General features: G+C 36.6%; 20 protein-coding genes, 1 tRNA gene and 7 pseudogenes. 8 read left to right on the top strand and 20 right to left on the bottom strand.

Annotated features, from left to right (window positions below; all coding sequences use genetic code 11):
• Positions 1-86: 86 nt before the first annotated feature.
• The 5 genes and pseudogenes from YN1551_RS08415 to YN1551_RS15885 all read right to left on the bottom strand — a co-directional run.
• Positions 87-887, bottom strand: a pseudogene (locus YN1551_RS08415) (transposase); the annotation flags it as partial.
• 14 nt (positions 888-901) lie between these two features.
• A pseudogene (locus YN1551_RS08410) lies at positions 902-1,222 on the bottom strand (ISH3 family transposase); the annotation flags it as partial.
• Positions 1,223-1,266: 44 nt separating this feature from the next.
• A pseudogene (locus YN1551_RS08405) lies at positions 1,267-2,127 on the bottom strand (IS256-like element ISC1332 family transposase); the annotation flags it as partial.
• A 199-nt stretch (positions 2,128-2,326) separates the two neighbouring features.
• Entirely contained in the window at positions 2,327-3,256 is a 930-nt protein-coding gene (locus tag YN1551_RS08400) for a transposase (RefSeq protein WP_012715708.1), read from the bottom strand.
• A 165-nt stretch (positions 3,257-3,421) separates the two neighbouring features.
• A pseudogene (locus tag YN1551_RS15885) lies at positions 3,422-3,805 on the bottom strand (transposase); the annotation flags it as partial.
• 41 nt (positions 3,806-3,846) lie between these two features.
• Here YN1551_RS15885 and YN1551_RS08390 point away from each other — a divergent pair.
• Positions 3,847-4,140: pseudogene (locus YN1551_RS08390) on the top strand (IS5/IS1182 family transposase); the annotation flags it as partial.
• Between the two features lie 201 nt (positions 4,141-4,341).
• Here the strand turns inward: YN1551_RS08390 and YN1551_RS16575 are convergent.
• A pseudogene (locus YN1551_RS16575) lies at positions 4,342-4,431 on the bottom strand (IS5/IS1182 family transposase); the annotation flags it as partial.
• Between the two features lie 96 nt (positions 4,432-4,527).
• On the opposite strand from YN1551_RS16575, the gene YN1551_RS08380 reads away from it, so the two are divergent.
• Entirely contained in the window at positions 4,528-5,865 is a 1,338-nt protein-coding gene (locus YN1551_RS08380; protein ID WP_012713591.1) for a class II fumarate hydratase, read from the top strand.
• Between the two features lie 47 nt (positions 5,866-5,912).
• Here YN1551_RS08380 and YN1551_RS08375 read toward each other — a convergent pair whose 3' ends face one another.
• From YN1551_RS08375 to YN1551_RS08365, 3 genes are read right to left on the bottom strand one after another with little or no spacing between them, the layout of a single operon-like run.
• Positions 5,913-6,470, bottom strand: a complete 558-nt coding sequence (locus YN1551_RS08375; RefSeq protein WP_012713592.1) for a hypothetical protein — start codon at positions 6,468-6,470, stop codon at positions 5,913-5,915.
• Between the two features lie 52 nt (positions 6,471-6,522).
• Positions 6,523-6,897: a CBS domain-containing protein gene (locus YN1551_RS08370; protein WP_012711172.1), complete on the bottom strand. Its 375-nt coding sequence runs from the start codon at positions 6,895-6,897 to the stop codon at positions 6,523-6,525.
• Between the two features lie 11 nt (positions 6,898-6,908).
• Complete coding sequence (locus tag YN1551_RS08365; protein WP_012713593.1) at positions 6,909-7,586, bottom strand: DsbA family oxidoreductase; 678 nt, start codon at positions 7,584-7,586, stop codon at positions 6,909-6,911.
• A 262-nt stretch (positions 7,587-7,848) separates the two neighbouring features.
• Here YN1551_RS08365 and YN1551_RS08360 point away from each other — a divergent pair.
• Positions 7,849-9,768 (top strand): annotated as a pseudogene (locus YN1551_RS08360) (APC family permease).
• A gap of 89 nt (positions 9,769-9,857) precedes the next feature.
• Positions 9,858-10,379 carry a type 1 glutamine amidotransferase domain-containing protein gene (locus tag YN1551_RS08355; protein WP_012717542.1) on the top strand — a complete coding sequence of 174 codons (522 nt, stop codon included), beginning with the start codon at positions 9,858-9,860 and terminating at the stop codon, positions 10,377-10,379.
• Positions 10,380-10,383: 4 nt separating this feature from the next.
• On the opposite strand, the gene YN1551_RS08350 is transcribed toward YN1551_RS08355, so the two are convergent.
• The 3 genes from YN1551_RS08350 to purE are packed head-to-tail and all read right to left on the bottom strand — an operon-like array spanning position 10,384 to position 12,285.
• Positions 10,384-10,743 carry a winged helix-turn-helix domain-containing protein gene (locus YN1551_RS08350; protein ID WP_012716085.1) on the bottom strand — a complete coding sequence of 120 codons (360 nt, stop codon included), beginning with the start codon at positions 10,741-10,743 and terminating at the stop codon, positions 10,384-10,386.
• Positions 10,740-11,837, bottom strand: a complete 1,098-nt coding sequence (locus YN1551_RS08345; protein WP_012716086.1) for a 5-(carboxyamino)imidazole ribonucleotide synthase — start codon at positions 11,835-11,837, stop codon at positions 10,740-10,742. Before YN1551_RS08345 ends, YN1551_RS08350 begins: the two co-directional genes overlap by 4 nt.
• Entirely contained in the window at positions 11,809-12,285 is a 477-nt protein-coding gene (purE, locus tag YN1551_RS08340) for a 5-(carboxyamino)imidazole ribonucleotide mutase (RefSeq protein ID WP_012716087.1), read from the bottom strand. The genes YN1551_RS08345 and purE overlap by 29 nt, the downstream gene beginning before the upstream one ends.
• 34 nt (positions 12,286-12,319) lie before the next feature.
• On the opposite strand from purE, the gene YN1551_RS08335 reads away from it, so the two are divergent.
• Positions 12,320-13,234 carry an FAD-binding protein gene (locus YN1551_RS08335; protein ID WP_012717541.1) on the top strand — a complete coding sequence of 305 codons (915 nt, stop codon included), beginning with the start codon at positions 12,320-12,322 and terminating at the stop codon, positions 13,232-13,234.
• Here YN1551_RS08335 and YN1551_RS08330 read toward each other — a convergent pair whose 3' ends face one another.
• Positions 13,235-13,519, bottom strand: coding sequence for a MarR family transcriptional regulator (locus tag YN1551_RS08330; RefSeq protein WP_015581133.1), 285 nt, complete (start codon positions 13,517-13,519; stop codon positions 13,235-13,237).
• Positions 13,519-14,589: an MFS transporter gene (locus YN1551_RS08325; protein WP_012716089.1), complete on the bottom strand. Its 1,071-nt coding sequence runs from the start codon at positions 14,587-14,589 to the stop codon at positions 13,519-13,521. The genes YN1551_RS08330 and YN1551_RS08325 overlap by 1 nt, the downstream gene beginning before the upstream one ends.
• Positions 14,590-14,658: 69 nt before the next feature.
• Here YN1551_RS08325 and gcvH point away from each other — a divergent pair, with 69 nt between their 5' ends.
• The 3 genes from gcvH to YN1551_RS08310 all read left to right on the top strand — a co-directional run bounded on the left by gcvH (position 14,659) and on the right by YN1551_RS08310 (position 16,972).
• A complete protein-coding gene (gene gcvH, locus YN1551_RS08320) occupies positions 14,659-15,105 on the top strand; it encodes a glycine cleavage system protein H (protein WP_012711182.1) in 447 nt (148 codons plus the stop codon).
• A 1-nt stretch (position 15,106) separates the two neighbouring features.
• Positions 15,107-16,207, top strand: coding sequence for a lipoate--protein ligase (locus YN1551_RS08315; RefSeq protein ID WP_012717540.1), 1,101 nt, complete (start codon positions 15,107-15,109; stop codon positions 16,205-16,207).
• A 123-nt stretch (positions 16,208-16,330) separates the two neighbouring features.
• Positions 16,331-16,972 (top strand): hypothetical protein, encoded by a 642-nt coding sequence (locus YN1551_RS08310; RefSeq protein WP_012716091.1) that lies wholly within the window; start codon positions 16,331-16,333, stop codon positions 16,970-16,972.
• On the opposite strand, the gene YN1551_RS08305 is transcribed toward YN1551_RS08310, so the two are convergent.
• From YN1551_RS08305 to YN1551_RS08280, 6 genes are all read right to left on the bottom strand, one after another.
• Positions 16,962-17,294: a hypothetical protein gene (locus YN1551_RS08305; RefSeq protein ID WP_012713602.1), complete on the bottom strand. Its 333-nt coding sequence runs from the start codon at positions 17,292-17,294 to the stop codon at positions 16,962-16,964. The two genes, YN1551_RS08310 and YN1551_RS08305, sit on opposite strands and share 11 nt — an antisense overlap.
• A gap of 41 nt (positions 17,295-17,335) precedes the next feature.
• Positions 17,336-17,752, bottom strand: a complete 417-nt coding sequence (locus YN1551_RS08300) for an OsmC family protein (protein WP_012716092.1) — start codon at positions 17,750-17,752, stop codon at positions 17,336-17,338.
• Positions 17,749-18,195 (bottom strand): hypothetical protein, encoded by a 447-nt coding sequence (locus YN1551_RS08295; RefSeq protein WP_012713604.1) that lies wholly within the window; start codon positions 18,193-18,195, stop codon positions 17,749-17,751. The genes YN1551_RS08300 and YN1551_RS08295 overlap by 4 nt, the downstream gene beginning before the upstream one ends.
• Positions 18,196-18,728: 533 nt before the next feature.
• Positions 18,729-19,802, bottom strand: coding sequence for an IS110 family RNA-guided transposase (locus YN1551_RS08290; protein WP_012717539.1), 1,074 nt, complete (start codon positions 19,800-19,802; stop codon positions 18,729-18,731).
• A 532-nt stretch (positions 19,803-20,334) separates the two neighbouring features.
• A tRNA-Ala gene (locus YN1551_RS08285) sits at positions 20,335-20,408 on the bottom strand.
• A 101-nt stretch (positions 20,409-20,509) separates the two neighbouring features.
• Positions 20,510-22,036: an ammonium transporter gene (locus YN1551_RS08280; RefSeq protein ID WP_012713605.1), complete on the bottom strand. Its 1,527-nt coding sequence runs from the start codon at positions 22,034-22,036 to the stop codon at positions 20,510-20,512.
• Between the last annotated feature and the right edge of the window lie 241 nt (positions 22,037-22,277).

Genomic DNA, 22,277 nt, shown 5'->3' with positions numbered 1-22,277 from the left:
GGTTCGTTCAATATATTTCAATAGGATGATACAGTAAAAATATGTTTTCTATAGAAAATAATATCTCTCCTAAATAATTTACTATACTACTTCTTGACCTCAAAGCCCTTAGCTCGACCAACAACAAGGTTGGCCATGTACATCATCCAAGCATAAGCCCAAAACTTGAGCTTAGCCTCAACAACTTGACCAGCAAAACTCGTAGCCCTAACAGACTCACCAAAAGTACGCTTAACCGCTGAGAACAAGGATTCAACCAACCACCTATTACCATAACCCTTCTCATCCCGCCAACGTTCATAACCCAACTTCTTGAACTCGCGCACAGCCTTACGCCTAGCAGGATGACCACGCCTAAAGCGTCTTTCCTAGGAGGAACAACAACATCAACGCCAAGATTATAAATCTTGCCATCATAAGCCTTATCGCCATAGAACCTCTTAACTTCCTTACCCTTTTCCTTCAAGTCCTTTACAGTATTTGAAGCAGATTCGGCCTCATTACTCGTCACCTCAGCGCTTACTATCTTGAACTCGTCTTTCTCCATAACTACTTCAATCTTAAGGAATTTTGAATCCCTCCTTTTGCCCCACTTTGCTACTACTGTCCTCCTCTTGTTGTGCTTATTCCAGTACCATCAGCTATTACTTCAAGTTCGTCACTCGCTTCAAGGAAATTAATATTCATGTTTCTTACCCTTTCCCATATTGTTAATCTAGGCTTGTCGGTATTATCTTCATTTCTGCTAGTGTGCTTAGTACTCCTTCTATTGCTCTGTAAGGTAAGAATAAGTGTAGGAATGCTAGGAAGTCGTTGAACTCCTTTGGTGCCTTGTACTTGGTCTTAGCATACTTGTTCTCTTCCTGGAGTAATTCCCACCAGTGTTCCGGTAGACCCAAAATCACCTCCTTAAAAATAAATCTATAGTGTAAATAAGTGTTTCAATTATATTAAATGTAAAATTCTCTGGATTGAATAAATCAGGAAATAAAAGAATTAATAATAATCTAAACTCCTCTCTCCCCACCTCCCCCTTGAATATGGTATATAAGGAGTAGAGTACAAGGGCCAGCACGAAGATCAACGTGCGAAAAACAAACTTAGTAGAACTAGTAAATGGAAGAAAAGCCTTAATGTTCCTATAAGAGGTCTCTATGGGACCCCTTACCTTATTGTACAAATCCAACACTTCCCTCTTGGATAGGTCTAGATTAGTAGCCCGGGGCTACTGGGTATAGTTGTGTGAGAAAATATGTAAGCAGAAGGTTAAAAGTCTTCATCAAGACTCACCTGGAACCTTGAAGCGTGGAGTTGTTTGAGATGATATGAGTAATGCCTTATCACCGACATGGGCCTGAACTTCCAACGCGAATTACTTTCATGGATCGAAACGTAGAGATAGACCTCCAAGGAGCGAAGAGAGGGAAAGTAACCTCCGAGCTCCTCCTCAAACCTAGCCAGGGTCAAGTTGAAACTCTCCGACGTGTTATTAGTGTAGAGGTAGTGTCTAATCTCCCTGGGGAAGTTGAGAAAGGAACAATACTTGTCAGCAGCGTCAAGAAGCCTCTTGGCTCGGGCTGGAGAAAAGGGTTGGACAAGTTGGCTGAGGGACAATATAGCCTTCCTTCCCTCCTCCACGTTCCTGGAGGACTTTAGATCCCTAACTCTAATCATTAGTTCCTCCTTGTCTGGGAGGACCCTCATGAGGTTCCTAACCATGTGTGTTATACAGAGCTGGTGTTGAGAGGAGGGAAAGAGCGTGGACACGACGCGATCGAGTCCAGAGAAGTCATCGCTCACGATTACGTCAACCCTGCTGACTCCCCTGCTTACGAGTCCGCTCAAGAAGGACTTCCAACCGTCCAAGTCCTCCCTATCCCTAACTTCGTAGTCCAAGACGAACTTATTCCCTTCTAAGTCAACTCCTATGGCAATGTAAATGGCTCTCTCCATGATCGACTCGCTGATTCTGACCTTTACGATCTTCACATCGATGTAAAGGGCTAGGAGATCGTGAGGTAGTTCGCGGCTCTTGTATTCCTTGAGTTTGTTGGATATTCTCTCGGCAACCCGATTCATTACGATCTCACTATACGGTATTCCCTTGGCTGCTAACACGGCCTTGAGAGAGTGTCCAGAATGCAAATAATTCAATAAATATAATGTGATAGAAAAACAATATTATAACTAGTTGAGAATAGAAGTCAATTATATCTTTCAATATGAGGGAAGATTAATATTTTATTGTAATATAAAATAACTTATAGTTGAGAAAAAATGAATTTCAAACATACCCCATATTATTCTAGTTAACCCTAGCCTAGGGTTAACTAGAGAGTTTGACAAATTCCTCTTGCGGAACTTTTGCTAACACGGAAGTGTAAATCAAGGAATTGTAAATTATTCCAATAACGTAAACAAAAACCTCAACCATATCCTTGTTAATAGCGTAAGGTCTCCAATACCTCTTCAAGAAAATACCAAAGAATTCAACATAACGTCTAAAACTAGAAAAACCAATTATCCAAGTTGAGGGCATTCCCAAGAAACCCCTATCAACAACCTTATAACCACTCATACCAAAACCAACCTTATTATCGGGAAAGTTTGCAAACTCAACTTGAATTGCGTGAAGAATCATGGTTGGGGAAATAGCATATAAAACCTTGAAGCCGAAGAAACTCCTACCCCTCTTCTTCGCAAACTCACCCTTAAATCTACGATGAATCTTAGCCCTCATATAGTAGTAAATTAAGTTTGCTGCTTCCCTAAACTTTCCTTGTCTCAAGTTGAGTTCTAGCTTTTTCTTTAATGTCTCCTTGTTTCTCTTTCCGAAGGGTACTTCGATTATGTTGGAATCTATTGCCCAGAGTTTGTTAACTTTGCCGTATAAGGCACTACTTGGCAAGTAGTTTTCTAGTTTGCTTAGCTTTTCCTCAAGTTCTTTTGCGTATTCCTTGAATGCTTTCTTTATTTCTCCCCTAAGTTTCTTTGCCCTTCTGTGGTTTTCGGATTTTGACTTGCGTTCTCCTAGAAACCATCTTACTACAATGTCCGTGTAATAGTATGCTTCTACATCTCTGTAGGAGCATTGCCATATCATCATGACGATGAGTACTCTAAGTATGTATAGGTCTAGTGATGATAGTGCTTTTGAGGTGATTAGTATGTAGTGCATTTTCAAAAGAGTTTTATGCCTTGATGATAGTTTATCATAGGGGACCGGGAGATTGTAGTATTCTATCCAAGGTTTCATATCTCCCAATCCTTGTACTACGTCTTCCCGGTCCCCTTTAAGTATTACTCAAGATTTTACTCCAAGTGAAAATTCAAAATTTCTCAAGAGTTTATGCTTTCTTTTGAGTTATTATCTATAAACTTATACATAGATTTATTGAATTATTTACACTTGGGATGCTCTCTTGACTTGACTTGGAGTCATGCCTGATAGAACGAGCTGCTGGAGGAAGTCCTCGTAATCTGGGCTGGTCCTCTCGTACTTCTCCGGAAGGATCTTAGGTCTGAAGCCACCCTTTCTGGTTCTCGGTACTCTGAGTCTTAATACTCCGTCTCCGGTTCCCAGATATCTGAAGTAGGTCCCGTTCTTGTGGTCGTCCTCAACTTCTAGGTAGGCTTCCCTCTCTTCCATCATGGCCTCTTGCAAGATTATCTCCTCTATTTCCCTTAGGCTAACTCCTTCTTTGATTGCCTTTCTTATCTTTTCTCTTATTTCTTCCATTACTTTCATGGTATTACTCTCCCTTATGGTATTACCCCTTCCGGGGTTATTTTTACTTTTTGTCATTATTTTTCACCTTTTGCTACCACAACTATAACTGGTAGCCCCAGATTCAAGTGGAGCTGGCCAATTTTCCGGACAATAAGGTTGGCTTCTCTCGCAGCGGTTATAAGGTAGTGGATAGGGGCTTCGTGGGGAAGTCCTCGACCTGGTTGATAGGTTTCTCTAGTTTCAGGAGGTATGTGGAGTTCTTTGGGATCTTCTTGAGGAGGTATTGGAGGCCTTACGCTACTGAAAAGGGTATGGTCGAGCTCTTTGTCTACGTTATCGCGTTGATTTACAACTCCTACATCTACACTTCTGTGTTATCGCGTGTTCCGGAGAGTCAACTCGCCCACTAACTTATACCGCGAGAGTTGATCAAGGTAGTGTGGACTATGTTGGAAATTCTGTTTTTCTCTATACTTGATTATTTTCCATTACAATATAAGCTTAATCTCTCGTTATACTGAAAGATATAATTATATTTTATTCTTAATTAATTATAAAATTGTTTTTCTATCATACTATATTTATTCAATTATTTGCGCTTGGGACACTCTCTCGAAGACGTAGAAGGGGAACATTAGCTTATATCTTGTTACCACGTTCTCATCGTACTTGCTCCAATCCCTAGTGTTCTTCTTTTCCATGGGTAATACTCTGCATAATTACTTAAAAATTTTTGTATAATTCTGAAGCGATCCACAACGTACATCAAAGGTAATTGCTTATAAAGATTTAATACAATGGATTACGTTCTTTTACTTATGAAATATACCGATACTGCGCCCAAGCTTTTTATGAATACCGGAACCAGGTTTCCTAGAAGAATTATTTGGGCTATGGGAGTTTTAAAGAAATCTTGCGCCAAAGTGAACGCAGATCTTGGATTATTAGACAAAAAGATTGCGAATTCAATTATTAAGGCATCTGAAGATTTAATTGATGGAAAATTAGATGATAAAATAGTACTTGATGTCTTTCAAACGGGATCTGGGACTGGACTTAATATGAACGTAAATGAGGTTATAGCAGAAGTAGCTTCTAGTTACTCTAACCTTAAAGTGCATCCAAATGATCATGTGAATTTCGGCCAGTCATCGAATGATACTGTACCTACAGCAATTAGAATCGCTGCAGTAGCTGAGGTCACGAATAGATTACTTCCTGCATTACAACAAATAATATCTTCTTTAAATAAGAAGGCGGAGGAATATAAGGATGTTGTAAAAGCAGGTAGAACCCATTTAAGAGATGCTTTGCCTGTAACTTTAGGTCAAGAACTTTCAGCATATGCTGATGCCTTCCAACATGAACGCGAGCAAGTTATGAATATTTTGGAATATGTAAAGGAGTTGCCAATTGGAGGTACTGCAACGGGTACTGGACTAAATACTCACCCTGAATTTCAAGAGAGAGTTATTAATGAAATAAACAGAATCACTGGTTTAGGATTTAAGCCAGCTAATAGGTTTAGGGCAATGAGATTACTCACGGATCTCTTACTATTAAGTGGAGCACTGAGAAATATTGCAGTAAACTTGTACAGATTAGGACAAGATATAAGGTTAATGTTTTCCGGTCCTTTAACTGGTCTTAACGAAATAGATTTACCCACACAAGAAGAGATTGCTGGTAGCTCGATAATGCCTGGTAAAACTAATCCAGTTACAGTTGAGGCTACTTTACTAATTTCAGCCCAAGTTGTGGGATTGGATCATGCAAATCAATTCGCTTCAATGTTAGGGGAATTTGAGTTATCAATGGGTATTCCATTAGTTGGTTATAATATTGTAACTCAAGTTAATTTCGTCTCTGAGGCTTTAGAGAAGATGTCAAAATTAGTAATTGATGGAATGGTAGCAAATGTGGAGAAAATGAAGAGATATGCTGAATCATCTCCTTCACTTATAACCATAGTATCTCCAGTAATAGGCTATGATAAAGCTTCTGAAATAGGAAAGAAGTTAAATAAGGGAATGTCTATACGTGAAGCTTTAAGGGAATTAGGATATAGTGATAATGAAATAAATAAAATATTAGACTTAAGTAAACTAGTTAAGCCTGGATTCACTGCCAAATAATAAAGGATAGAGGGAAACTTCGCCCTTTCAAAGCATGAAGTACTGGATTATCCTTTTTTAACTCCTTCAATTATCCAAAATCCTTCCTTCTCCTTTACCATAACTACTTTAAATTTACTGGAAAGCTTTCTTAAACCTTCTAACGGATCAGCTCCACCAAATAATCTATCACGCAAGATCATGTATACTTTAGAGCCACTTTTAACTACCCTATTTACTTCTCTAATTATATCTAGATCAAGAACCTCAAAAATAATTGCGGAATTAAACGATGAGTCTCTAAAAGGAAATGGATATGAAAAAATCACATCCTTAAAAGATACACCATAGCAATTGAAAGTTCCAACACAAATTGCGTCTTGTCTATTTAAAGGTAACCGAATGGGAATTACACTGGCCAGCTTATTTTTATCTACAAGAAAATCTGTATAATTCTTCAGAAATAAAACTTCACCTTGTAAAAAATCTCTCCCTATTAGAACATTAAGTTTGGGTATATCTGAAAGCTTTCCGTAAGCTAAACTTATAATCTCTTTGGACCCGTCTATGATTTCTAGCTTAATTGCATTGCTGAGGTTAGTAATTTCACCATTACTGTCTATCATATAGCCTACTTTCACATTATAAGCATATATGAATCCTAATTAATATTTTTAGCTAGCTATAAACCTTATGAACATCGGTTATCGAGAACATTCCTATAATATTTCCATTCTTATTCTTAACTGGTAAATGCCTAATCTTATTAGCTGCCATTATTTTTAAAGCCTCGAATACATCGGTATCCTCGTCGATAATTATTAGATTCCCCATAGTAGCTGCTAATCTAACCTCATCACTGGAACTTAAACCTGCTGCAATTGCCTTAATTGCATCTCTATCAGTAAATATCCCCCTGGGGACACCTTGCTCAGTTACCACTACTGATCCTACTCCTCTCTCTAGCATCAACTTACAGACCTCTTGAAGTGAAGTATTTGCCTCAACCTGGAAAACTGGTGTTGACATGAAATCTTTAATTCGTTTAAGCATGTATAAAGATTTTAAGTAGCTTCCCAATAAGCTTTTAGTTTCACTTTTTTAGGTTCTCCACCATTAGATAATAAATCCTCTATAACCGATTCAAGATAAGTCTCATCTTGAACTCCCCTAATTAGCCAATAATCATTAACTAACAACGCTGGGACTCCCCTAATTCCCATGGCATGAGCTTCAGCTTCATCTTCATAAACTGACATCCTAGCCTTTTTAGACTTAAAATCTTCCTTAAATTTCTCTATATCTAAGCCTAACTCTTCTGCTATCTGAATCAAAACATTATCATCATTAACGTTTTCACCTTCCAAGAAGAACCTCTCTTGCGCCTTATCAAAGTAATCCCAATACCCATTATCGCCCCTTTGATACTCAGCAGCCTTACATGCCATTAAAGGAGGAAGAGACCAAACCCACGTTATTTTACCCTTACCTATTACTTTTTCTGGATCATAGTCCGGAAAATACCTTTTTATGATAGAAAATTCTTGTTTAAATAATTCTCTAGCTTCCTCTTCCGTTGGGGCAGCTGCTTTTAGATCGTCCAAGGACGATATTATCATGAAAGCCTTATGCTTAACCACTATCTCATCATTAAATTTCCTTGCGACACTCCTTAACCTCCGAGACGTTACAAAACAGAAGGGACACAGTACATCATGGAAAAATGTTATTTTTACAACCATTATGTCACACCCTTTTCCAGAAGTAGCTTATTCAAAGAAAGTTATTAAAATTTTTGAATGATTGACTTGCTGATATTTAACTATAATACTATTTGTATTCAGTATTTTCTAAAAAGAATAAAATAAGACAAAATAACATTAAATTATTCAATATAAGCAGACTTATACATAAAAAGTTAGTACTAATTCTTCGGCAAATTATAATTAATTATAAGTTGCCGATAATGAAGATTTATATAGTTTTATTTTTTAAAGTTTAATTATGGCCGAAAAAGGCACAAAAGTTTCCGCACAACAAAGTGATAAACTGTTAAGAAAAGAACTAACCCTCTTAGATATTTCATTTTTAGGTTTAGGGGCAATAATAGGATCTGGTTGGTTATTCGCATCATTAGCTGCTGCTTCAGTAGCTGGACCATCTGCAGTACTAGCTTGGATAATTGGAGGAATCCTTATAATGTTCGTAGGATTGGCTTATGCTGAGCTAGGAAGTGCAATACCTAGAACTGGTGGGATCGTTAGATATCCGCATTACACGCATGGGAGTTACGCTGGTTACATTTTGGGATTTCTTTACTTATTATCAGCCATGACAGTGCCTGCAATAGAAGCTGAAGCAGCGATAACATATATCAGTTCCATTAACTAGTATATGGGTAGTTTACTGACCACTACAGCTGATGGAGTAACAATTCTAACGTTACCTGGAATTGGGCTTGCTACCTTGCTGTTAATAGTATTTTTCTTTATAAATTACTTCGGAATAAAAGTATTAGGGAAGACTAATACTGGAATAACTTTCTGGAAACTTATAGTCCCAACAATTACATTTATATTACTATTAGCTATAGGTTTCAATATAAAGAATTTCACGTCTTATGGAGGTCTATTTCCTTCACTTGTATCTGGGGCTTCCTCTGGGATTATAGGACCATCAGCGATGCTTTATGCAATACCCAGTACTGGAATAGTCTTCGCATACTTGGGATTTAGGCAACCAGTAGAATTTGCTGGAGAAGCTAAAGATCCACAAAAAGATGTACCAAGGGCAATAGTCATAGCATTACTCTTGGCTATAGTAATCTATACACTACTTCAAGTTTCATTTATAGGCGCTATAAACTGGCAATATGCAATAAATATAAGTAAAGGATATGTTCCAGGGAATTGGAGTGCATTATCATCTGGACCCTGGTCTAGTGGTCCTTTCTATGGAGAGATAACTACGCTTGGGTCTACCCTAGGTATAGCTGGTTTAATTTATTGGGGATATTTATTACTTGTGGACGCTATAATATCTCCTAGTGGTACTGGCTTAATCTACATTGGAACTACTACCAGAACTTTTTATGGTATAGCTGCTGACGGTTACTTTCCAAAATTCTTCCTCAAATTAAATAAACATAGAATACCCATATGGTCAATCGTAGCTTCACTAATCCTAGGATTCATATTCTTACTACCATTCCCAAGCTGGTATCTGTTAGTGGGATTCATTTCTTTAGCAACAGTCTTTACATATATTATGGGAGGTATAGGATTACAAACCTTAAGAAAAACCGCGCCAGATCTAAAGAGAAGAGTAAGACTGAGTGGTGCTAGTATCATAGCACCAATAGCTACTATCGCTGCAATATTAATCGTATATTGGGCTGGTTTTACAACACTATACTATGTGCTAACTGCATTATTCGTTGGGGTTCCGCTATTTTGGATGTATTATGCAATAAGAGAATTAAAACTAAACTCAGTTGTTGGAATAGTACTAGGTGTGGCACAACTCATATTTAATATACTCTTGGCATATTTTGCCTATATTAACATACTAACTGTACCACCAGGGACGCCAATAAGTGATATAATTTCAAGCTTTGTTCTATATTTCTTAGGATTTTTAGGAATATTATTAGTACCTAGCTTAATTGGGTATGCTTTAGTGAATGGAAAGGGTAAACAATATATAAGGAGCGGATTCTGGTTAATAGGGCTAATATTAGTAATCTATATAATCAGCTTCTTCGGAGGATTTGGCCCGTTAGGTACTTCAGCCCCAATACCTTTTCCGTGGGATACTATAGCTGCTACAATTGTTGGACTAATATTCCACTATGCTGCCGTATATAGTGGATTTAGAACTGATGAGATAGAAGAGATAGTTAGAGAACAGTTAGGAGAGAAATAATTATATCATTTAAAAAGAAACTTTATATTTTTTAGTTAAATCGTCTATATATAGAAAAACTTTTTAGCTGTGAGCAAGGTATCTAAGTTATGGACTCGGAAAAGGTCTTATTCATAGTTGGAGAAGAGTTTGAGGATATTGAGCTATTATATCCCTACTACAGGGTAATTGAAGAAGGTTTTAGACCTGTAATAGCGTGGAAAGAGGCTAATGCCAGAGTTACAGGGAAGCACGGATATACTGTAATTTCTGACATCGCGTTCAAGGATGTTAGGCCAGAGGATTACGTAGCACTGGTCATACCAGGAGGTAGAGGACCAGAACATATAAGGACCCTAGAGGAAGTTAAAAATCTTACTAGAAAATTCTTTGAGTTGAAAAAGCTAGTTGCGGCAATATGTCACGGTCCTCAAATCTTAATTTCAGCTAATCTTGTTAAAGGAAGAAGACTAACGTCAGTCACGTCAATAAAAGATGATGTAATAGCTGCAGGTGGAATCTACATTGATAACGATGTGGTAGTAGATGAAAATCTGATATCTTCTAGAGTCCCTAGTGATCTACCAGCCTTTGCGTTTACGTTAGTCAAGGCGCTAAAGAGCCTAAAATAAATTATTATTGACCTTTTTTCTCCTCTTCATTGAATAGTTCATTTATCTTTTTATTATATTTTTCAAGGATTTCTGAAATCTCCTTCTGGGCCTCCTCATAAATACTTAACAGCTTATCTATCTTTTCATTAACCTTAGAACCTCCTGCATTCTTTCCTCCTTTTCTCATTTCTACGGAATCGCCCAATATTTCATTAATTCTTTTGATGTATTCCCAGGCAAACTTATATGAAACACCAACTGATTTGGAAGCACTCGAAATAGAACCAGTATGCTCAATTGCCCTTAATAATTTTACTCCACCTTTCCCTATTAGTGGTTTTCCCTCTTCTGTCTCGATCCAGATTTTAAATTTGAACCTCATAAATCTAACCCATTAGGATAAATTAGTTGTCTAATTTTATCAATTTTTTGCTTAACTTCTTCAAGATTATTCCCTACCACGTTTATATGACCCAATTTTCTCCTCTTTCTAACTTCAGTCTTAGAGTACCAGTAAACTTTGCCATATTTTAATACCTCGACTGGTATTTTATCTGTACCCAAAATATTAACCATTCCACTAGGAGATAAAATAGTAGTTGGACCTAACTCCATATTAATTATAGCCCTTAAGTGCTGTTCAAATTGAGAGATAAGAGCTCCATCTAGAGTATAATGACCCGTATTATGAACTCTAGGAGCAAATTCGTTAATCAAAACCTTACCACTGGTTACAAAAACCTCAACCCCCATAGTCCCTACATAATCCAATTCCTCACTCAACCTTTTAGCTACGTTAATAATTTCTTGATTAAAATAAGGCCCATAATTATAAACTAGAATGCCCTTTTCGTTGTAATTATATGTGGGGGGATAACTGACAAAATTCCCTTTTTTGTCTCTAGCTATAATAACTGAGGCCTCAAAGTCAAAATTAATATATTCCTCAACGACCATCTTTTCTTTCTTTTCCCTTAAGAATTGGTATTTTTCAACGTCATTAAATATAAAATATTGACCTTTCCCATCATATCCTCCTTTAGACTCCTTGATAACTCCTATATTGTTAAACTCCTCCCTCAGTATTCTTAATGCCTCCTCACCATTCTCTGCTACGGAAAATCTAGGAGTAGGTAAACTGTGTTGTTTATAGAAGAGCTTCTCCTTATAACGTTCCCTCTTCAACTCTACAGAATTAAGTCTAGGTAATAACTTTTCACTCTCTTGAGCGTATTTTAGTGCTTCTTCATATACATGTTCAAATTCAAATGTAATAACGTCTGAAGAATCAACGAACTCTTTATATTCTTGAGGAGAGAAGCATCTATCTGCAATTCTGCAAGCTGGAGCGTTCTTATCGTTTTCCAACACGTAAAAGGCGAATGGGAATTTCCTTCCCTCTAATATCATCATCCAACCTAATTGTCCTCCTCCCAATATTCCAATCTTAGGCTTCCAGTCCAGTATTGAGAACATCATTCCTCATATCTTCCGAGAATTTTTTAATTTTTTCTGCTAAATCCTTATATTTTATTCCTAAAATCCTTATTGCCAGTAGCGCAGCGTTTTTAGCACCACCTATTGCCACAGTAGCTACTGGGACACCATAGGGCATTTGAACTATTGAAAGAAGTGAGTCAAGACCATTCAGATTCTTTGAGGGAATAGGGACACCTATAACTGGAAGACTTGTAAGTGAAGCAACCATACCGGGCAAATGAGCAGCCCCACCAGCCCCAGCAATAATTACTTCTATTCCCCTTTTTTCTGCTTCTTTAGCGTACTGCATCATAAATTCTGGTGTTCTATGAGCTGAAACCACCCTAGCTTCATAGTTTACACCAAATTGTTTCAAAATCTCTACAGCTTCTTTCATATATTCCCAATCATTTCTACTTCCCATAATTACAGCTACTTTTGGCACACTAGGTAAGTGGGTTTTATGGTTAAATATCTTTTTGATAAAGATAATATTTGTGATAGAAGTAAACCCAGCTGATGAGAATGAGGTCTTTCAGATAATCAGTGAATCTAAAAGGGAAAATAAGAAAGTTGGCATAAGGGGATTTGGAGCTCATACTAAAAGGGAAATCAAACCCGATATAGTGATAGTTACAACTGAAAGACTCAACAATTTCGAAATAAGTGACAACAAGGTAATAGCTGACAGCGGTGCTGATGTTAAGAAAATAAGAGAAGAGGCATCACAAAAGGACTTACTACTCCCATCAATTTATGATGGAAGTATAGGCGGTCTATTGGCGCTTAATGAAATATCCAGTTTATCTACAGCATATGGCACACCTTGGAATTTCACAGAGTGGGTAGATTTCATAACTACATTTGGAAAAATCAGATGGAGAATTGTAATTGGTTCACAAGGTTTATTTGGAGTAATAACAAAGGCTAGTCTAAGACTGTATGAGAGACCAAATAAGGTGTTCATATATGAAAGAGGGATAACTGATAAGAGGGAATTTAAACATGAGTTAAGAAAGTTAATAGGTCTGAAGCCAATTGCGCTCCTAGTAGAATATGAAGGAGATAGTAAGACCTTTGAAGTGCATGCATCATATATAACTCAACCTGAATTGGAGGGTTACTCTAAAGATGAGGGAATTCCCATGATTTCTGAGGTATCTGATAAAAATAGTTATATAGTTGAGGTAGGTGATTTTGTGGAGGATTTCATATCCGTTGCAGAAAGAGTCTCATCATATTATATGTATGGAATATACGGTGTTAATTTACTCAAAGTTTATGTTACCGATGATTCGTTACTAAAAGATTTCAAATATTATCCTAGAAATAAGCCTCATCCGGTCTTCTATAAGCTTAAACGAATATTAGACTTCTATAATATATTTACGTGATTAACAGTCGAACTTAGTACACAAAACATTCTCCATTTCATTTATTAAATCTCTTAAATATACGAAGTTTTTATATAACATTTCCATTCCATATTCAGTAATTTCGACTATAACATCGTCTCCTACATATGCCTTCTCCTGAATATAACCTTTTCTCTCTAATTTTCTTATAGTTTTTACCAGATTCCTTCTTGATATACTTACGTATTCTTGTATTTCTTTAACGCTTAATTCACCTTCCGATAACAAAGTGAGAATTGCTAACTCTTTAACATTCATTGCCATCAATCCTTGGTAAATAATATTATCAAGCCTAATAAAAAAGCTATAAGGCTACTACTTAATAATAAAAGACTTATATTTGGAATGAGATAATCTATTAGGTATCCGAAAATCCAGCCTAGACCTTGCATAATATTGATCAGTGCAAAATCATAGACAGTTTTCCTATATGAGAAATATTCCAAGGTCAACGGTACAATTGCCTCCCAACAACCAAAAAAGATTGCAATAGTTGGGGATAGAAAGTACAAGGATGTTAAAGAGAAGAGAAATAGAGATAGTGAGAGGAAATATTTCTTTCTAGATATGACCTTTGACGCTAGATAGCTTAATACTATACCAAGAATCTCCGCCAAAGTAGCTATGATTCCAACAATCTCCTTAGTTAAATGAAAATAGCCATAGACTACTAGATAAATATAAGGAAATTCCATCGCTATAGGCAAGATTAAAATTGATGGAAGAAATGACCTCATGCTAATTTTAAAGCTCAATGAAATTCGACCCAACGAAATGTATGAAAAATTCGCCATAGGTAAGAAAGATATAGCAAGAATTATTCCACCTATCACGAAAAGCCATCTTAAACCTAAATATTGGGCTATAACTCCACCTAACCAAGGCATTATTATAGAGGGTAAGATCGATAGGGACCATATTCTAGTTATAGTGCCTTCACCGATTTCTGACATTAGAGAATAATAAGAGGGAAGCGATAAGAATATGAAATAATTAAGAGACATAAATATGGTAGCTTCCAAAATGTTTCTGGAAAAAGGAAGCATTGCCATACCTACCCCTCCCACTAGCATTCCAACAATTATTGGAAGAATTCTATTACCCTTACCTATTTTAGCCCCTATTAACGGAAGAGGTAAAGACACAGCTTGAAATACTGCGAAAAATAGGCTTAATTTAGATTCCTCCACGAAACGAGAAAGATAAATGGATATAAACGGGTAATACATATAGTACGCTGCGCTCCATATTATCCAGCTTACAAGCAATGATCTTTCCTTAGTGTTCATATCATAAATTGAACTATCTAAAAAATAAGATTTCGTTATTCTCATTTTTCTGATAACTGCTTTCTAAAGCAAACTTTTTTTAGTTAATTAGACTTATTATATTACTGACCTAGTATGGTAGTTGAATCAAACTGTGAAATACCAGAAAATCTTTACTACTTTATAGAAGGTAAAAACACAGTTTGGGCTAGATTAGAGGGCTCAGATACAATTGTTGTAGGAATAACTGATCTCGCACAAACAATGGCAGGGAAGATAGTCAAGGTAAGAATAAAGAAAAAAGGCACTAAAGTGGAGAAAGGAAGACCAGTAGCCACCATGGAAAGTGGCAAGTGGGCTGGACCAGTTCCCGCACCAGTAACTGGAGAAGTGGTTGAGGTTAATGCAGAGGCAGAGAAAAGTCCAGTAATCATAAATCAAGATCCTTATGGAAAAGGATGGTTAGTAAAGATGAAGATGAGTAATCCAGAGGAGTTGAAACAACTAGTTAGTGGACAGGCAGCAATACAGAAATTGAAGGAGTTAATAGCCTCAGAAAAGTTAACATGCAAGAGGCTATAAAATGAGTTGGAGATTTATATCTCTCCCTCCTCAAGACGGCTATCACATGGTAACTTCGTTCGTAGCAGTAGCAGATTATGTAAATAGAGGAGGGAAAAATACATTATTGATTTTTTCAGTTAAGGAGCCCTTTGTAAATGTAGGAGTCCATCAAGAAGTATGGCTCGAAGTTGATTTAGAATTTACCAAAAAGATGAAAATTCCAGTAGTTAGGCGTGATTTAGGAGGAGGGACAGTAGTAATAACAGCAGGAGAACATGATTATTTTATTGTGGTTAGGCAGGAAGATGCACCAAGAAATCCCACTGAACTATATAGGAAATTCCTCACGCCCGTAGTAAACGTTTTACGTTCATATGGGTTGAACGCCGATTTAAGGGATCAAGATATAGTAGTCAATGGAAAGAAAATAAGTGGAAACGGTGCAATGACACGTGGTAATTCAGTTGTATTAGCTGGCAATATTTTGTTAAGCCTAGATGTTAATTTAATTAGTAAGTGCATAAAGGTTCCTACAGAAAAGTTTAGGGACAAAATGGCTAAGGATATGTCAGAATGGTTAACATCATTAGAAAAGGAATTAGGATATGTTCCACCTAGGGATGAAATTAACAGAAAACTTAAGGAAGCCTTTGAAAAGGAATTAGGCATCAAATTCGAGGATTCAACATTAACACCAGAGGAAATAGAATTATGGGAGAAACTGGCAAGTGAAAAGGCTAAAGAGGAATGGATATTTTACAAGGATAATAGACACCCTAATATTCACACAGAAAGATGCGTTAAAATCTCGTCAGCAGTAGCTCTTTGTCACCTTGACTATAAGGCTAGAAAGTTGTTAAGAATTACCCTTAAAATAGTAAATAAGAAAATTGATGAAATATCAATTTCTGGTGACTTTTTCGTCATGTCACCGAATGGATTCATAGAATATTTGGAAGATAGGCTAAAGGGAGTATCAGCTAATTTGGAGGAGATAAGAGAAGTAATTCTTGACGAATTTAACGAGAAGAAACCAGTGATATTTGGCTTTAATGAAAACGATTTAATAGATGCATTAACTGAAATTATGAGAAAACCTGAAATACAAGAGGTTATTTAAATTTTTACCTTATTTTCTTATTATATTAAATTACTTAAAGTCGGTTAGTAATATTTAATGGATATATAGTAGTGTAAAAGTAAAGAAAGGCTTTTTTACTCATAATATAAACATAATACATGTATGAAAGAGATAGATTTGACAGTAGAAAGAGATACTAATGTTAGGAAGTTTATAGTGATGCAGAATATACAATCCGACGAAAATGAGATTATATTTAAAGTAGATAAAGAGGGAAAAAATACATTGGAAGATATATGCAATGAATTGGGATATGAGTGTGAAGAGTATGAAAAAGATGGAGTTTATTCTGTAAAAGTAAAGAAAAGTACTGAAGTTAAAGGATCTATAAGCGACACTATTGATTTTCTAGTCCCTTTATCGCCCAAGAGCGTTAATGAAAAAATTATAAATCCAGCAATTTTGACCTTGTTTATACCACAAATTAAAGCAGTTTCTAGCATAAGAGAGGGAGTTCATTTATTAAGAATTAAATGGGTCATAAGTTGGGATACTCCTTTAACTGTGTATAATGTAAAGTTAGACGATGATAGGTACATAACTAGGTATTATGCGTCACAGAAAATACCATTATTTAACGTATCATTCGGATTCGATTTTTACATAACATCAGAAGGTACTGGAAGTAGGATAAAGATGAAAGAGTGGTATAAGGGGCCTTTTAAACAGCTGGCTAAAGGGGAAATAGAAAAACACTTAAAGAAAGCGAAGGAACTACTTCCGGAATTTCTAATTAAAATTTAGCTAACTGCCTCAGACTATTTATCTTCTCGATTAACTCCTCTATATCCTTTAACTCATTGGCAAGTTTCTGGTCTTGTTTAATCGTATTAATTATACTTACCAGTTCCTCCCAGTAAGTTCCCATATATGTTTCTGGATTGTACTTATGCATAGTAATTATCTCAGTTATTATAGCTAATCTATTAATTACACCCATGTTCTTTAATTCTAGCTTATACTTTACCATTAGATCATTAATTGAATCTAAAAGCATTTGGATATAACCTACAATTTCTCTTCTCTCCCTCTCTCCGGCACCTAATATACTTTCCTCCACTGCCATAAGTACCCCGGTATAAAATGTATAATTAAAAATTAAAAAAGTCAACTTTTGATTTTCCAATTAATATTTACTTTAACACTCCTTGTTAACGTATCCCTCATTGGACATCGTTCTTCAGCCTCTTTTAATATTTCACTTATCCTAGTATCTTTCGAATCAACTATTAACTCGTAATTGACCTCTAATAAACCTGGAGGGACTTCTTTAAATCCTTGAAATCCTTTAGTATCCATTTTCCCTTCAATATATCCTTCAATTGAATTTATAGCGACACCTTTTTCTCTTGCTATATAGTACACAGTCAAGATAAGACAAGATATTGCAGAAGCAAGACAGAATTCCTCTGGAGTAGGATTATCAGATCCTAATAAACCTACTCTTATCTCAGTTCCATTTAAGTCTACAATAACCTTATCCCTCTCTAGCTTACCTTCTGCAGTAAACGTTATCGTTGTCAATTTATAACACCTATATCTCTTAATATTGCAGCTTCTATTCCATACTTAATATATAATCTTGTTTTTTCTTCTTCATTAAATCTCCTGCCAAACTTCTCCTCAACCTTCTCTATTTGCCTCGTAATTACTGTGCTAATGTTAGTCTCTATGGAGGGCTTATTTACCTTAAACGTATAATAAACGTCCAATAATAACTCATACATATCTTCGTCTAAATTAAGTAAAAAATTTCCTACTGCCGGAATAAGCTGATTATTAATTTCAATCATCCTGGCCTTAAAATAAGGCCTCCATGTTAGCATGTGTGATTTCACAAACTCCCATGAGGGAGGAAATCCCTTATATTCATCAGCATTAGGTACATTTACAACCTTATATTCCTCACCGTTGATATCTATCACTGCCTCAACTTCAAGCTCTAAATTTCCTACCTTTTCTTTCATATTAGTTTTCCTTTCATTCTAATAGAAAAATTTTTTCTATCTCATCTATCAAATTAACATCGGTGATTATATGTCAAAAGTAGAAGATCCTTGCGTACGCGAGTGCTTCTCACCAAATAGTCAATGGAAATTTGTAGACATTTCAGAATGCATTGCAAGGTGTAAAGAACTTAATGTAATTAAACCTTAATTGACTTTCTTCATGTCATGAATAATTATATAAATATTTTTATCGTCTAGAGTTCCTCCGAACTCATCTCAAGAAGTTCGAGATTGTAACATTTTTTGCGTAACTTTTAATTACTTTTAATTAATATCTTTATTATGATTATGTTTATATAGTATTACTTTATTATCATATATTGATGAGCTCCCTACCGATAACGGGCTCTGCTCACGAGGTTCTGAGAGTGCGAATAGGAGGGTAGTGGCGTTCAGTAATAAATCTTTCGCTCAAACTTCAAGCATAGTATTAGCTAACATTGCCACGTGGGTCCTTTCAACCCACGTGGCGATTCGGGGGAGGGATTCACCTATTTAGGCTCATAAGGCTTATTATTATACCAAACACTCCAAACAACCCTTGCCAACTTCCTAGCCAAAGCGACATACAACTTCTTACCCTTCAACCTATCCTTGTGTGTTTCATAAAACTTCAATGAGGTTGGGTTCCTAGAATAACTCCTCATTGCTAAAAAGTAGAACAAGCTACGCAAGTACTTATTACCCCTCTTGGAAATCCCCCTACTTACCACAGCCTTCCCGCTCCTCTCCACTACGGGATCTAAACCGCAATAAGCAACAAAGGACTCAGGCTTAGGAAAACGCTTAACATCACCAACAATACCAATAATAATACCAGCTGCAAGCCTCCCAACACCTGGTATCGTTAATAGGACGTGGTCTTGAGGGACTTGCCCCTCAATCATCCTCCTAACCTCCTTCAACCTCTCTTGCGTTTCTAGGAGGTTTTTAGCCAGGATTTTGATTTCCTCAAGTACTAAGGGGGTGTATTCAAGTTGGTATAGTTCTTCCTGTGTGAAATCTCCTTTCGCAAGTTTTTCCAACCTGTCCTTGCTTACCTTATCGTTATCGCTTACTAGGAATAGTGCTCTCTTTAGCCTGTTCTTGTATTTCGTCTCTATGTCCTTTAGGAAGAGGTAGAGTGTTACTAATTCCTTTAAGGGGTTGTAATCGTACTCCTTAGCCTTGTTAACCATGTTTTCTAATTTTTCTGCATCGTAAAAATCTGTTTTCTTTCCCCTAAACTCCTTTTCTCTTGATAACATGTTTGGGCTTACTTGTAGTACTTTTATCCCTTTCTCCTTGAAGTATTGTGAAGGCCTTATTGCGTATACTCCGGTAGGCTCTAGGACTATTACGCAAGGTTTTATCTTGAGGATTTCCTCATAACCCTTCTTACTGTTCTCGTATTTTCTCACCCTCCCCCTACTAGTTATTAAATAATCTTTTGATACGTCTATTCCTATTACCCCTACCTCTTTGTCACACCTATATTCGTGAATTTTATCACAATGTTCAGTCCGACGGTAGGGGTGAGTCACGCCCGTAGCCGAAGACTTTGCTTCAGAACTCACGTCGACCATGTTTCCCCAGTCGAGGAGAGTATTACTCTCCCCGACTAATAAACCTATATAGGCGTTTCCCTCAACTAGCCCCAATGACTTAAGGGTGAGTCTGTATAATCTCTTAAAAGGGTGCCCGTGGCGGAATTAGAAGTAATTAGAAGTAATCATAAGCTACGCCATAGGTAAACACGAACCTTACATACCAATCCTATTATTTTTAAAATGCTCATCATGTACTTTGCTTCATTTTTCATAAAAGACAAACTTAGAATACCTATTCTTAATATTTTGTAAACAATATGAAATATATTTATATTATATGTTGTAGCATGTCTTCATCATTAGTAGTGTATAGAATTATTCTATACTTCATCAATTTGCTGTATATTATGATACTAATTTAAGGGACCTTAATTATTAACACATAATTAAATTATTCAGAAAAATCCGGAGTTAAGAAAAATCTTAAACTAGCTATATTTATCTCAACTTTTTATCAGTGCTACAATGGATCATCATTATTCAAGCCGCCCATCGGTCATCATAATAATGGACCGGCCGGGATTTGAACCCGGGACCTCTCGGGTGCGAACCGAGCACTCTTCCAGGCTGAGCTACCGGCCCACCAATTAAAAATAAGATATAACAAGTTATTAAGCGTTCATACAATATATCCAGAGACAGAAAATAAATCACTTTAATTTACGGAAAAAAGTTATTATTTGTCATTCTTCCTCATTCTCCTTTTCTTTCTTAGGCAAGACGACTTGTTGTTCCTTAGATTTAGCGTTTTCTGGAATTGTAGCTAATAATTCCGAATATGCTACCTCTCCATGCATAGCGTAATCTCCTATCGCTAGTTCTTGAGGTTGCGCTTGTAATGGTATAAATAATCCTATGAATTTTAGAAGGCCGAAAGTTATTGCAAAGTCGTATACGAACACAATTGCTGCTGCAAGCGCTTGAATTCCTAGCTGATACCAATTACCATAGAGGGCTCCTGTTAAACCTGGATATATAAATTGTGTAACTGCGGGATTCGCAAAAACTCCGGTTAATAAACCACCTACTATTCCAGCTATCCCGTGAGTAGAAAATATTCCAAGTGTATCGTCAACTCTTAGTTTTGGTTCTAACCAATATAGTGCCATCCATGGTATACTTCCAGAGGCTATTCCAATTAACGCAGCTTCCCAACCATTTACGTATCCTGCAGCTGGTGTAATTGCGACCAAGCCAGTTATAGCACCACTGGTAGCCCCGACTAACGTTGGCTTTCCAAAGAATTTCATGTCCATTAACATCCATACTACAGCACTTACTGCAGTTGCAATATTTGTGTTCAGCACTGCTATTGCAGCATCTACTGTAGCTCCTAGTGGATCACCGCCATTGAACCCATCCCAGCCTAGCCAAATTAGCCCCGCTCCAGCTAAAATTAAAGGCAAGCTGTGTGCCTCTAGTCTTCTTTCGGAGGCTAACCTAGGACCTATTGCTAGTGCCGCAGCCAGAGCTCCCACTCCAGCATCAACATGTATAACATAACCTCCAGAGAAGTCCACAGCACCCAATTGATTTAACCACCCTCCCGCAAACAACCAATATGCAACTGGGCTATATACTAGGAGAGACCAGAAGGGCACAAAAACCATCCAAGCTTTGAAGTTCATTCTCTCCAGTACTCCTCCAGCTAATAATATCGGCGTTATTGCGGCGAACACAAACTGGAAGAATATAAAGGTGGCAGTTGGTATATTTGCGTGAAGACCGCTAGGGCCGTATGTAGTTTCTGAAGCTTCAAAAAGTCCTCCCCACGCTGGAACAGGATATCCAAATATTCCGTAGCCGTGAATGGAAAGTAATGCTGGATAACCGAAACCAAAACTATAACCAGCTATTATCCATATGACCAACACTACTGCAAATGCATAAAATACCATTAATGCTGAGTTAACTGCATACTTCTTTTTAGACAATCCAGCATAATATAATGCAACGCCAGGTACACTTTGCAATCCCACAAAAGTAGCTGCAGTTAGCATCCACGCGTTACTACCAGTATCAAGCCAAGATGGTACTGCTGTGGCTGGATAACTAGATGTTCTATTAAGGATCGATTGTATTGACTGATTCAATTGTTGAATTGCAGATGAATTTGTAGCAGTTTGAGAATGCGTTAAAATGGTTGAAAACAAAAACATTATTAATATTATCTGGCTGATCAATAATACCTTGTATTTCCACTCTTTCATCTATATCTAGGTAATGAGGTAAAAAATAATTATTAAGGATTTCTATGGATCTGCATAATAGCTTTTCATTAATATGCCTATATTTTTAAAATATATTTATATATATGGCCAGGACTCGATGCTTCTTTCTAAATTATTTTCATATTACTTGAATAGGAATGTTAGAAATTATTTAGATTTTTCAATATTAGAAAATCATATAATCTTGTTTATATTCAAGAATACTCGGTATCTTCTCGTG

This window comes from Sulfolobus islandicus Y.N.15.51, from assembly GCF_000022485.1.
Taxonomy (GTDB): domain Archaea; phylum Thermoproteota; class Thermoprotei_A; order Sulfolobales; family Sulfolobaceae; genus Saccharolobus; species Saccharolobus islandicus.
This window is presented reverse-complemented; position numbering and strand designations above follow the sequence as displayed.

Coding starts and splice junctions, on each gene's coding strand:
- gcvH (WP_012711182.1), top strand. CDS start 14,659: ATGGTAGTTGAATCAAACTGTGAAATACCAGAAAATCTTTACTACTTT.
- YN1551_RS08400 (WP_012715708.1), bottom strand. CDS start 3,256: ATGAAACCTTGGATAGAATACTACAATCTCCCGGTCCCCTATGATAAA.
- YN1551_RS08295 (WP_012713604.1), bottom strand. CDS start 18,195: ATGAAAGAAAAGGTAGGAAATTTAGAGCTTGAAGTTGAGGCAGTGATA.
- YN1551_RS08350 (WP_012716085.1), bottom strand. CDS start 10,743: ATGAGGTTCAAATTTAAAATCTGGATCGAGACAGAAGAGGGAAAACCA.
- YN1551_RS08355 (WP_012717542.1), top strand. CDS start 9,858: ATGGACTCGGAAAAGGTCTTATTCATAGTTGGAGAAGAGTTTGAGGAT.
- YN1551_RS08315 (WP_012717540.1), top strand. CDS start 15,107: ATGAGTTGGAGATTTATATCTCTCCCTCCTCAAGACGGCTATCACATG.
- YN1551_RS08330 (WP_015581133.1), bottom strand. CDS start 13,519: ATGGCAATGAATGTTAAAGAGTTAGCAATTCTCACTTTGTTATCGGAA.
- YN1551_RS08305 (WP_012713602.1), bottom strand. CDS start 17,294: ATGGCAGTGGAGGAAAGTATATTAGGTGCCGGAGAGAGGGAGAGAAGA.
- YN1551_RS08290 (WP_012717539.1), bottom strand. CDS start 19,802: ATGGTCGACGTGAGTTCTGAAGCAAAGTCTTCGGCTACGGGCGTGACT.
- YN1551_RS08365 (WP_012713593.1), bottom strand. CDS start 7,586: ATGGTTGTAAAAATAACATTTTTCCATGATGTACTGTGTCCCTTCTGT.
- YN1551_RS08280 (WP_012713605.1), bottom strand. CDS start 22,036: ATGAAAGAGTGGAAATACAAGGTATTATTGATCAGCCAGATAATATTA.
- YN1551_RS08370 (WP_012711172.1), bottom strand. CDS start 6,897: ATGCTTAAACGAATTAAAGATTTCATGTCAACACCAGTTTTCCAGGTT.
- YN1551_RS08345 (WP_012716086.1), bottom strand. CDS start 11,837: ATGTTCTCAATACTGGACTGGAAGCCTAAGATTGGAATATTGGGAGGA.
- YN1551_RS08380 (WP_012713591.1), top strand. CDS start 4,528: ATGGATTACGTTCTTTTACTTATGAAATATACCGATACTGCGCCCAAG.
- YN1551_RS08375 (WP_012713592.1), bottom strand. CDS start 6,470: ATGATAGACAGTAATGGTGAAATTACTAACCTCAGCAATGCAATTAAG.
- YN1551_RS08310 (WP_012716091.1), top strand. CDS start 16,331: ATGAAAGAGATAGATTTGACAGTAGAAAGAGATACTAATGTTAGGAAG.
- YN1551_RS08325 (WP_012716089.1), bottom strand. CDS start 14,589: ATGAGAATAACGAAATCTTATTTTTTAGATAGTTCAATTTATGATATG.